At 64.4% G+C, this 10,893-nt stretch carries 14 protein-coding genes; 13 read left to right on the forward strand and 1 reads right to left on the reverse strand.

Annotated elements, in window-relative coordinates; translation table 11 throughout:
• Positions 1–54: 54 nt before the first annotated feature.
• A complete protein-coding gene (locus ACVOLL_RS12470) occupies positions 55–510 on the reverse strand; it encodes a type II secretion system protein N (protein WP_481513161.1) in 456 nt (151 codons plus the stop codon).
• 316 nt (positions 511–826) lie between these two features.
• On the opposite strand from ACVOLL_RS12470, the gene gspE reads away from it, so the two are divergent.
• The 13 genes from gspE to ACVOLL_RS12535 all read left to right on the forward strand — a co-directional run bounded on the left by gspE (position 827) and on the right by ACVOLL_RS12535 (position 10,753).
• Complete coding sequence (gene gspE / locus ACVOLL_RS12475) at positions 827–2,329, forward strand: type II secretion system ATPase GspE (protein WP_481513176.1); 1,503 nt, start codon at positions 827–829, stop codon at positions 2,327–2,329.
• A gap of 28 nt (positions 2,330–2,357) precedes the next feature.
• Positions 2,358–3,563, forward strand: coding sequence for a type II secretion system inner membrane protein GspF (gene gspF / locus ACVOLL_RS12480; protein ID WP_481513162.1), 1,206 nt, complete (start codon positions 2,358–2,360; stop codon positions 3,561–3,563).
• A gap of 7 nt (positions 3,564–3,570) precedes the next feature.
• A complete protein-coding gene (gene gspG / locus ACVOLL_RS12485) occupies positions 3,571–3,999 on the forward strand; it encodes a type II secretion system major pseudopilin GspG (protein WP_481513163.1) in 429 nt (142 codons plus the stop codon).
• 2 nt (positions 4,000–4,001) lie between these two features.
• Positions 4,002–4,508 carry a type II secretion system minor pseudopilin GspH gene (gene gspH, locus ACVOLL_RS12490; protein WP_481513164.1) on the forward strand — a complete coding sequence of 169 codons (507 nt, stop codon included), beginning with the start codon at positions 4,002–4,004 and terminating at the stop codon, positions 4,506–4,508.
• The gene (gene gspI / locus ACVOLL_RS12495) at positions 4,505–4,867 is read left to right on the forward strand and encodes a type II secretion system minor pseudopilin GspI (protein ID WP_481513165.1); all 363 of its coding nucleotides are present in this window, start codon (positions 4,505–4,507) and stop codon (positions 4,865–4,867) included. Before gspH ends, gspI begins: the two co-directional genes overlap by 4 nt.
• A complete protein-coding gene (gspJ, locus tag ACVOLL_RS12500) occupies positions 4,864–5,478 on the forward strand; it encodes a type II secretion system minor pseudopilin GspJ (RefSeq protein WP_481513166.1) in 615 nt (204 codons plus the stop codon). The genes gspI and gspJ overlap by 4 nt, the downstream gene beginning before the upstream one ends.
• On the forward strand, positions 5,475–6,416 hold the full coding sequence (gene gspK, locus ACVOLL_RS12505) for a type II secretion system minor pseudopilin GspK (protein WP_481513167.1): 942 nt from the start codon (positions 5,475–5,477) through the stop codon (positions 6,414–6,416). The genes gspJ and gspK overlap by 4 nt, the downstream gene beginning before the upstream one ends.
• On the forward strand, positions 6,416–7,570 hold the full coding sequence (gene gspL, locus ACVOLL_RS12510; RefSeq protein ID WP_481513168.1) for a type II secretion system protein GspL: 1,155 nt from the start codon (positions 6,416–6,418) through the stop codon (positions 7,568–7,570). Before gspK ends, gspL begins: the two co-directional genes overlap by 1 nt.
• 35 nt (positions 7,571–7,605) lie before the next feature.
• A complete protein-coding gene (gene gspM / locus ACVOLL_RS12515; RefSeq protein ID WP_481513169.1) occupies positions 7,606–8,079 on the forward strand; it encodes a type II secretion system protein GspM in 474 nt (157 codons plus the stop codon).
• A 261-nt stretch (positions 8,080–8,340) separates the two neighbouring features.
• On the forward strand, positions 8,341–9,414 hold the full coding sequence (locus ACVOLL_RS12520; RefSeq protein WP_481513170.1) for a 3-deoxy-7-phosphoheptulonate synthase: 1,074 nt from the start codon (positions 8,341–8,343) through the stop codon (positions 9,412–9,414).
• A gap of 121 nt (positions 9,415–9,535) precedes the next feature.
• Entirely contained in the window at positions 9,536–10,009 is a 474-nt protein-coding gene (locus ACVOLL_RS12525; protein WP_481513171.1) for a hypothetical protein, read from the forward strand.
• A gap of 6 nt (positions 10,010–10,015) precedes the next feature.
• Positions 10,016–10,288, forward strand: coding sequence for a GIY-YIG nuclease family protein (locus tag ACVOLL_RS12530; protein WP_481513172.1), 273 nt, complete (start codon positions 10,016–10,018; stop codon positions 10,286–10,288).
• A 129-nt stretch (positions 10,289–10,417) separates the two neighbouring features.
• A complete protein-coding gene (locus ACVOLL_RS12535; protein ID WP_481513173.1) occupies positions 10,418–10,753 on the forward strand; it encodes a YegP family protein in 336 nt (111 codons plus the stop codon).
• Positions 10,754–10,893: the final 140 nt, after the last annotated feature.

Raw genomic sequence — 10,893 nt, forward strand, 5'->3', positions numbered from 1 at the left:
CCAGCAAGGACAGCAGCGCCGCCCTGCGAAGCAGCTGGAGTGTGGGTGCGTGGATCACTCGGCACCGCCTGCAGGCTGTGTTGTTGCAGGTGCGGGAAAGTCGAGTCTGCCAGTTACGCCATTGCGGGTGAACAGCACATGGTCATGGGCGATCTGCCGCAGCACGACGCCAGGCTGGAATTCGTCGCCAACCAACAGGTTCAAGGCACCCTCGCCCTCGATGTTGATCAGTGCCTGTGACTGCGCAGGGTCGGCGGCGACGATGCAGCCCTGCAGCTGCACGCCGTGCAGATTGAGCGTGCTTGCCGTCGCGGGATTGCCAAACAGCCGCTGCAGCGCCTGCGGTGATAGCGCAGGGACGCTCGCTTGCGCGGTGTCGGCGGTGACTGGTGGCCGGCTCATCTGCAGATAGAGTTGACGCGCCTGCCATACCAGTGCGGCAGCAGCGGAAAGTGTGATGACGATCGCGACTATCTTCGGTAGCAGGTTGGAGGTATCAGACTGGAACATCGGTGCTACGGCATCTCCTTTGGCAAAAATCCGCGCGCACAGGGGCTAGCTCGCTGCACTTTTCAGGCAACGTCGCGCCAAAGGTGTCTGGTTTTCCCCTGTTTTCGCAGTGTCGGATTTTGCGAAGCCGGTACTCTAGCTGCGTCCGTAAGAGAGTGCGATGCGGATACGTACGGAAGTGTGATCGTCATCCGGAAAGCGAGCTCAAAGTCACGCCTTTTTGTCCGGAACATGGCATTTTCCGGGCACGTTTTTACAGGGGAAAGTGTGACATCGCTCCGCGCAGCGATATCACCTTGCAACATTGATGTCTGAAATGGAGCTCTCTGCGTCGCTGGCACCTGTTGCCGGTACGCCTGCGCTGCGCCTGCCGTTTGCGTTCGCGCGGCGCCATGGTGTGTTGTTGATCGATGATGTGGAGGCCCGGCTTGCCTGCCGTGGTGATGCCACGATGCCAGCGCTGGCTGAAGCACAGCGCATGGCCGGGCGGCCATTGGCGTCGGAGACAGTGGCCGATGACGTGTTCGAGCAGCTGTTGCAGCAGGTGTATCAGCAGGATTCCGGCAGCGCGATGAGCATGGCGGACGAGCTGGGCGACAGCATGGATCTGGCCAGTCTGGTGGAAGGGCTGGAGCAGGTCGAGGATCTGCTGGACCAGCAGGACGATGCGCCGATCATCCGCCTGATCAACGCCTTGCTCGGTGAGGCGCTGGCCGAGCATGCCTCCGATATCCATATCGAGTCGTTCGAGCGCCGCTTGGTGGTGCGTTTCCGTGTGGATGGCATCCTGCGTGACGTGGTCGAGCCACGGCGCGAGCTAGCAGCGCTGCTGGTGTCGCGCATCAAGGTGATGGCGCGGTTGGATATCGCCGAGAAGCGGTTGCCGCAGGACGGTCGTATCTCGGTGCGGGTAGGTGGGCGCGAGGTGGATATCCGTGTTTCCACCCTGCCTGCGGCCAATGGCGAGCGGGTGGTATTGCGCCTGCTGGACAAACAATCCGGGCAGTTGTCGCTGCAGCACCTGGGCATGCGGGTGCGCGATGTCGGGGTGATGCAGGCCATGCTGTGCCGCCCGCACGGCATCGTGTTGGTCACCGGCCCCACCGGTGCCGGCAAGAGCACCACGCTGTATGCCGGTCTGCGCGCCATCAACAACCGTCAGCGCAACATCCTTACCGTCGAAGATCCGATCGAGTACCACCTGGATGGCGTCGGCCAGACCCAGGTCAATGGCCGCATCGACATGACCTTTGCGCGCGGCCTGCGTGCGATCCTGCGCCAGGACCCCGACGTGCTGATGGTCGGCGAGATCCGTGACAGCGAAACCGCGCGCATCGCCGTGCAGGCCTCGCTTACCGGCCATCTGCTGCTGTCCACCCTGCATACCAACAGCGCGGTCGGTGCGGTCACCCGTCTGCTCGACATGGGGATCGAATCCTTCCTGTTGTCCTCTTCGCTGCTCGGTGTGCTGGCACAGCGTCTGGTGCGCAGGCTGTGCCCGCAGTGTCGGGTGGCAACGCCGGCGTCCAGCGCCGAGTGCGCGCAGTTGGGGATGGAAGCCTGGCAACGGCCACTGCTGTTCCGCGCGGTCGGTTGCGATCACTGCAAAGGCCAGGGTTACCGGGGCCGCACCGGCATCTACGAGCTGGTCGAGTTCGGCCCCGAACTGCGTGCGCTGGTGCATGCCGGTGCGGGCGAGGCCGAGTTGCTTGAGCAGGCGCGGCGACAGGGACCATCGATGTTGGACGACGGCCGCGCCAAGGTGCTCGATGGCGTGACAACGCTGGAAGAAGTGCTGCGGGTAGGACGTGACCTGTGAGTGCCTGGGTCGTACGGAGTAGTGATTGATGGCGGCGTTCGAGTATCTGGCCTTGTCCGCCGATGGCCGCCGCCACAAGGGCGTGGTCGAGGCCGACAGTGCACGCCAGGCACGCCAGCAGTTGCGCGAGCGCAACCTGACACCGGTGCAGGTGGAGCCGGTCGCGGTGCGAGAAGGCGCGGCCAGTGCTAGCGGCGGCGGACGTATCGCTAGCGCCGATCTGGCTCTGTTGACCCGGCAACTGGCCACCTTGGTGCAGGCCGCGTTGCCAGTGGAAGAAGCCCTGCGCGCGGTCGCCGCACAGACCAGCAAGCCACGCATACGCGCGACCTTGTTGGCGGTGCGCGGCAGGATTCTGGAAGGACACGGCCTGGCTGCGGCGCTGGCGACGTATCCGCGTGCCTTCCCGGGTATCTATCGGAGCATGGTCGCGGCAGGCGAACGTGGTCATCTCGGCGTGGTGCTGGAGCAACTGGCCGACTACACCGAGCAGCGTCAGCAGTCACGGCAGCGGATCCAGCTGGCCTTGTTGTATCCGCTGATCCTGTTGGTGGTGGCGGGCTTGATCGTTGGTTTTCTGCTGGGCTACGTGGTGCCGGATGTGATCGATGTCTTCGTCGATTCCGGCCAGGCCCTGCCTTTGCTGACCCGCGGACTGGTGGCCAGCAGCAACGCGCTCAGCCAGTGGGGGCCGTGGTTGCTGCCCGTGCTGGCTGTTGCCGGTGTGCTGGCTTGGCGTGCGTTGCAGCAGCCGACCAAGCGCCTGCGCTGTGATAAGGCGTTGCTGCAGCTGCCGTTGTTCGGCCTGCTGCTGCGCGACCTGGACAGTGCGCGCTTTGCTTCCACGCTGGCAATCCTGGCGCGTAGCGGCGTGCCGTTGGTGGATGCGCTGCGTATCGCCGCACAGGTGGTTGGCAATCAGTGCATCAAGGCTGGTCTGCTGCAGGCTGAAGTCGTCGTGCGCGAGGGCGGCAGCCTGACCCGCGCGCTGGAACAGCACACGCCACTGCCGCCGATGCTGATGCACATGGTCGCCGCAGGTGAGAAATCCGGTGCCCTGGACGCGATGCTGGCACGCGCCGCACGCAACCAGGAGACCGATCTGGCCGCGCGCATCGCCCTGCTGATAGGCGTGTTCGAGCCCTTCATGCTGGTGCTGATGGGTGCGGTGGTGTTGTTGATCGTGCTGGCCATCCTGCTGCCGATCATGTCCTTGAACCAAATGGTGGGTTGAAACAGCAATGAACGTATCGGCAAGACAGCTGGCGGGCTTCACCTTGATAGAAATCATGGTGGTCGTGGTGATCATCGGCATCCTTGCCGCGCTGGTGGTGCCCAAGGTGATGGGACGGCCTGACCAGGCCAAGGTCACCGTCGCCCGCGGCGATCTCAAGGCCATTGCCTCGGCACTGGAGATGTATCGGCTGGACAACCGCCGCTATCCGGACACCCAGCAGGGCCTGGAAGCGTTGGTGCAGCGTCCGCCCAGCGGTGCCGACAACTGGAATCCCGAGGGCTACCTCGGGCGCCTGCCGGTTGATCCCTGGGGCAAGCCCTATCTGTACCTGGCACCGGGTAGCAAGGGCGCCTATGACTTGTGGAGCTACGGTGCCGATGGTCGCGAAGGCGGCGATGCGCTGGACGCTGACCTGGACAGCAGGGACATCTGAGCGTGCGGCATGCGCGCGGCTTCACCCTGGTGGAAGTACTGGTGGTGATGGTGATCATTGGCGTGCTGGCCGGTGCGGTCGGCTTGTCCGGGGCGGCGCGTGGCGATGGCTATGTGCTGCGCGAGGAAGCCGAGCGCTTCGCTGCGGTGCTGCGCCTGCTCGCCGATGAGGCCGTGCAGGACAACCGCGAGTACGGCGTACGCATCAGCACGCAGGGCTACGAGGTGCACGCCTATGACGCCCGTGATGGGCGCTGGCGGGCGCAGCCGGACTGGTCATCGCGTCGGCTGCCGCAGGCAATGCGGCTGACGCTGAGCGTGGAAGGCACCCCGGTTGCATTGGCGGATGCCGGCACCGATGCACAGCCGCCGCAGATCGTGCTGTCGTCCTCGGCGCAGTCGACACCCTTCAGCGCAACGCTGATTGCCACTGACAAGCACGGTCTTGCCTATCGGATCATCGCCGACGGCTTCAATGAGCCGCGGGTGCAGCAGGTGTCGTCGCAATGAAGCCGGCGCGTGGATTCACTTTGCTGGAAGTAATGGTGGCGCTGGCGGTACTGGCTGTGGTCGCGGCGATGGTGCATGTCACGCTGCAGCGCCATGTGCACAACGCGCGCCTGCTGGAGAACCGTGCGTTGGCCGGCTGGCTGGCCGATACCACCCTGGCCGAACTGCAGTTGCAGGGCGCGGTGGTGCCGGGCAGCAGTGATGTCGTCGTAGAACAGGGCGGTCGACGCTGGCGGGTGCGGTACGAGATACAGGCCACCGCCGAGCCGCAGCTGCGGCTGGTGCAGCTGCGGGTGACGGATGCGGACAGCGAGGATGGTGGCGTCAGCCTGACTGGTTTCGTCGGGGTGGGGCAGTGAAACAGCGTCCAGAAGTAGGGTTCACCCTGCTGGAGGTGCTGGTCGCGGTGGCGATCTTCGCTCTGATTGGCATTGCCAGCCATCGTCTGCTGGTGTCCGCGATACGTGTGGATTCACAGACTCGTGAGCAGGAGCAGCAACTGCGGCAACTGCTGCGGGCGATGACCAGCTTGGAACGCGATGTAGAGCAGGCCGTGGCGCGGCCGGTACTGGCCAACGACAGTAGCGATGAACCCGCATTCTGGAGCGATCCCGACGGACAGGGCCTGCACTGGACGCGTGCTGGCTGGAGCAATCCGCAGGGCATGCCGCGCGCGCAATTGCAGCGGGTGCACTGGCGCTATGAAGGCTCGTATCTGCTGCGCGAGTACTGGCCGGTGCTGGACCGCGCCAACGACAGCGTTGCGCAGCGGCAGCAGGTTCTGCAGAACATTACTGCCCTGCAGTGGCGTTATCTGGATCGGCAGGGCATATGGCGCACGCTATGGCAGGCTACCGATACGCAGCCACTGCCACGCGCGTTGGAAGTGCGCATTGAGCACACGCGGTTTGGCGTGCTGCGGCGTGTGCTGTTGCTACCCGCAGGCGATGCCGGGAGGCAGTCACCATGAAGCGGACGCAGCAAGGCGTCGCGCTGATCACAGTGCTGCTGGTGGTGGCGCTGGCGGCCACCGTATGCGCGGCCTTGGTGACCCGTCAGCAGCTGTCGATACGTGCCAGTGCAAATCAGCTGCATGCGCGCCAGGCCTGGCAGTACGCGCGCGGTGGTGAGCAGTTGGCCAGCGCCGTGCTGACGGCGGATCTGCGCGAGAGTGCGGGCATCGATCATCTCGGCGAGGCTTGGGCGCAGGGCTTGCCGGTGTATCCAGTGGACGGTGGTCAGCTGAGCGTGTCGATCGACGATCTCTCCGGCCGCTTCAATCTCAACAGTGTTGTACAGAACGGCGAACTGGATAGCGCTGCATTGGCACGCCTGCAGCGTCTGCTGGGCTTGCTGCGGCTGGATCCGCAGCTGTCTTGGCAGCTGGTGGCCTGGTTGGCGCCGTCGTTGGCGCCGGATGCGATCCGTCTGTCCAGCGAGCGCGAGTACCAGCGCCGGCAACCGGCGTATCGGCCGGCGCGCCGCGCCCTGCAGGATGTCAGCGAGCTGCGCTTGCTGGCCGGCGTCGATGACGCGGTTTACCAGCGCCTGCTGCCGCATGTCAGTGCGTTGCCGGCAACGGCTGCGCTCAATCTCAATACCGCCGAGCCGCTGCTGCTGGCCAGTCTCGCTGATGGGCTCGGCCTTGCCGATGGCCAACGCTTGGCCGCCGCTCGCGCTGGCAATGGTTTTGCCACTGTCGATGAGGTGCTGGCACAGCCGCTGCTGCAGCGGCGGCTGGTGGCACGCAGCGGCTTGGCGGTGCGTAGCAACTGGTTCCTCGCCAGCACTGAAGTCGCCATCGGCGACCGCCGCCTGCGACTTCTGAGTACCTTGCACCGCGACGCGGGCAGCGTGCAGGTAGTTGCCCGGCAGTTGGCCCCCCCTGCATTTCCCGAGAAAGATTGATGAAGCGACAACCTCCATTGCCATGCCTGTTCCTGCCTGCATGGTGCAGCGCGAGCCTGCAGGACGATCTGCTGGTCAGCTGGAGCGATGGCCAGCAGTCGGCAGAGCTGTCTTTGCGTGAGGCGCTGGCAACTCTCAATGGCCGCACGATCGCCTTGATCGTGCCGGTTGAGCATGTCACCAGTTGTGCCGTCAGCCTGCCCGCCGGCAGCAGACACTGGCAGCTCAAAGCCTTGCCCTATGCGCTGGAGCCGCTGCTCGCCGAAGAGGTGGAGGCCATGCATCTGGTCTTGGGCGAACGCCTGCACGATGGTCAGCATCGGGTGGTGGCCATCAAGCGTGCTCTGCTGGAGGCTTGTTTGCGCCATCTGTGCGAGAACGGTGTGCGGGTAAGTGCAATCCATGTGGATGCGGACCTGCTGCCGAACGAATCTGCAAGCCTGTGCTGGGACAGTTCCCGTTGCCTGTTGGCCGATGCCAATGGGCTGCGGCTCGCGCTGGCGCCACCGCAGCTACCTGCAGTACTGCAGCGGCTGCCGGGATCCTGCAAGGTATTCCATGCGCGCGATGACGTGCCGCTGTTGCCGGCTGGGGCGAGGGTCGATCTACAGATGTTCGGCGGCGCACAGCCGATGTGGATGACGGGGCAGTGCGCGCATGCATTGAATCTGGCACAGGGAGAATTTGCTCCCGCTTCAAGCATGCGGCTGCATCACTGGAAACCAGTGGCATGGGCGCTGGCGGCTGTACTGCTGGCGCAGCTTGCATTCGATGGCGCACAGGCGTGGTTGTTGAACCAGCAGGCCGCTGGCTACCGGCAGGCCAACGAAGCCATCTACAAGGGTTTGTTCCCGCGGGAGCGGCGCATCGTCGACCTGAAAGCGCAGTTCGACCAGCATCTACGCCAAGGCAGTTCCGCCACCCAGCTGCAGGCTTTGCTGGCAGCGGTTGCCGAGGCGATGCCGGCCACTGCGGATCTGCAGCTGCGACGGATGCACTACCAGGCCGGGCAGGGCGAGCTGCTGCTGCAACTGCAGGGCGAACACTCTGCATTGGACGGGCTGCAGCAAGGTCTGCAGGCCCGGCAGTTGCGGGTGAAGGAGGCGCGATCGGATGAAGCTGGTCTGCAATTGGTAGTTGGAGTAGCGCAATGAGCACGGCTGTTTCAAACACACCTGGAATGCAGGTCATGCGTGATCGGATCGTCGCGCGCTGGCGCCAGCTGGCACCGCGCGAACGCATCGCACTACAGCTGTTGTTGGCGTTTGCGGCTGCGCTGGCGTTCTGGTTTGCTGCATGGGGGCCGACCCGCGAAGCACTGCAGCAGGCCCGCAGCAATGTCGCCACGGAGCAGCAGCTGCAGGCGCATATGCGTGCCAACGCGCCCCGTTTGATCGCAGCGGCGCAACGCACTGCTACGCCTAAACCGGAGCAGTTGCCGGCGCTGCTGACAGCGACGGCTGACAAACATGGGCTGGCAATCAACGGGGTGCAGCAGTCGGATCAGCGCATCAAATTTGCGTTGAGTGGCGCGCCGGCTGATGTGATGGTGTGGTTGCAGGCGCTGCAGAGCATGGGCGTTTCCGTGGAAGAGCTGACACTCGCGCAGCAGCCCGATGCAAGCTGGAATGGCGAGGTGTCGGTGCTCGTTCCCCGAACCTGAACGTGACGGCGGCAGGGTCTGTTGCCGCTGAAACTGTCGCATCGCACAAAAAACCGTGTTATCAATGCTTCCCATGAACGCAGCCCGCGCCAGCTTTTATTTTTGGTATTACTTTCCCAAGCCGCTGGCGGAGGAAGGACTGCGCTTACCCTGAAGAAACTTTCAGATGCATTCCCGAAAAGCCGCCAGCGAACCTGGCGGCTTTTTTCATGCCGCCACGCTGGGGCCGAACCATTCACTGCTTTGAACTGGAGACCCCCCATGCCCCCCCATACCGACGATCTGCGCATCCGCAAACTTGAACCCCTGACCTCGCCGGCGCAGCTGCTGGCGTTGCTGCCCTGCGACGAGGAGGCCTCGCAGACCGTGGCCGATGCACGCGCTTCGCTGCACCGCATCCTGCACGGTGAGGACGACCGCCTGGCCGTCGTGGTTGGACCCTGCTCGATTCACGACCCGGTGGCGGCGATGGAGTACGCGCAGCGTCTGCGCCCGCTGCGCGATGCGCTGGCTGGCGAACTTGAGATCGTGATGCGCGTGTATTTCGAGAAGCCGCGCACCACGGTGGGCTGGAAGGGCCTGATCAACGACCCGGACCTGGACGGCAGCTTCAACATCAACAAGGGCCTGCGCGTGGCGCGAGGCCTGTTGCGTGACATCAACCGGCTTGGCCTGCCGGCCGGCGTTGAGTTCCTGGACGTGATCTCGCCGCAGTACATCGCCGACCTGGTGGCCTGGGGCGCGATTGGTGCGCGTACCACTGAAAGCCAGGTGCACCGTGAGCTGGCCTCGGGCCTGTCGTGCCCGGTCGGCTTCAAGAACGGCACCACCGGTGATGTGAAGATCGCCACCGACGCGGTCGGCGCGGCCTCGCACCCGCACCACTTCCTGTCGGTGACCAAGGAAGGCGGCACCGCCATCGTCGCCACCCGCGGCAACCCGGATTGCCACGTGATCCTGCGCGGCGGCAAGACCCCGAACTACGATGCTGCCAGCGTGCAGGCTGCCAGTGAAGTGCTGGGCAAGTCGCAGCTGCCAGCACGGCTGATGATCGATGCCAGCCATGCCAACAGCAGCAAGAAACCGGAAAACCAGCCCAAGGTGATCGACGACATCGCCACCCAGCTGGAAGCCGGTGAGCAGCGCATTGTCGGGGTGATGGTCGAGAGCCATCTGGTTGGCGGCCGCCAGGATCTGGTCGAAGGCCAGCCGTTGGTTTACGGCCAGAGCATCACCGACGGTTGCATCGATTGGGACAGCACCGTGCTGGTACTAGAGCGTCTGGCGGTTGCGGTACGCGCCCGCCGTCGCGCCCAGCTGGAGGCGGCAGCCTGAGGATTTCGTGACAGTTTCACTGGCGCAGAGCAGGCAGTCCAAGTAGTTTACGCGGCGGGAGGTGGTAGGCCTCCCGCCTGCCGTGGGGACAGGGGGAGCACCTTCTCCTGCAGGAAAGCCTATGAATCACCGCTCCAAGGAGAAGGAACTGATGCGTTTTCGTATGTGCACCATGGCGCTGGCTTTGATGCTGGTCCCGTCGCTGGCGCTGGCCAAGAAGGAGGTTTTTGATTCGGGCAGTGGCTGCCTGCAGAACCTGTCGGTGGCTGGTGGCTTCACCAGCGGCAAGCAGTTCCTGGCCTCGACCGACCATGAAGGTGTCAGCTACCCGGTCGCGTTTGCCAAGACCGTTGCGGCGATTGAAGCCGAAGGCATGATTGGTATCTACCCGAACGAGACCACCGGCTACATCGCCGCCGAGAACCCAGTCCGTGGTGGTGGCGGTTCGACCGTGCCGCTGCGCACCACCGTGCGTCGTCAGCCTGACGGGAGCGTCCGCGTCGAAGTGCGCTTCAGCATCAAGGGTGGTCAGATGACCTCCAACAAGGCAGTTGGTGAAGGTCTGTGCAAGATTGCCGACGCAGCCAGCCTGTAAATCGGGATGGGGCAGGCTCAGGTGAAGGGGCTGTGGTTTCTGTATCTGCTGGAGTGCCGTGATGGCAGCTACTACGCGGGTATCAGTACCGATGTGCAGGCCCGCTTCCTGACCCATGTCGCCGGCAAGGGTGCGCGCTATACCCGCGCGCACCCGCCGCTGCGGATCCTGGCCAGTCGCGCCTACGCCGACCGCTCGGCCGCATCCCGCGCCGAGTGGCAGATCAAGCAGCTGCCGCGTGAGCGCAAGCTGGCCTGGCTGGAACGGACAGAAGATTGAGGTAGAGTCGCACCTGTAGCCGCGGTAGCTAGCGGCTTCCAACGTCCGGTCATCCGGGCAACAGCCACGCATGCGGCGGCGGTAGCAGGGCGGCAGCGTGCCGGCATCATCCTCAAGTGGGGTATTGCAATGGCAGGTTGGTACGAGTTGGACAAGAGCAGCGACGGTCAGTTCTATTTCGTGCTCAAGGCAGGCAACGCCGAGGTCATCCTGACCAGCGAACGTTACACCGCGCGGTCCGGGGCGGAGAACGGTATTGCCTCGGTACAGAAGAACAGCCCGGATGAAGCGAACTACGAGCGCAAGACCGCCAGTGACGGCCGCTACCATTTCAATCTGAAAGCGGCCAACCACCAGGTGATCGGCAGCAGCCAGATGTATTCATCGCAGGCCGCGCGCGAAGCCGGCATCACCAGCGTCAAGGGCAACGGCCCCAGCACCACGATCAAGGACAAGACTGCGTAGCGGTTTTGTAGCTGCTGTGCTGAAAAACCCCGGACAAGCCGGGGTTTTTCAGTTGTAGTGGCGGGGGCCGGGCGGGCCGCGGGCGGGCGCCGGGGAGCCCCACGAGCCGGCGACGGCGGAGCGCTCGCCGCGCCGTAGGG

The sequence above is a fragment of the Stenotrophomonas sp. STEN035 genome, from assembly GCF_056759935.1.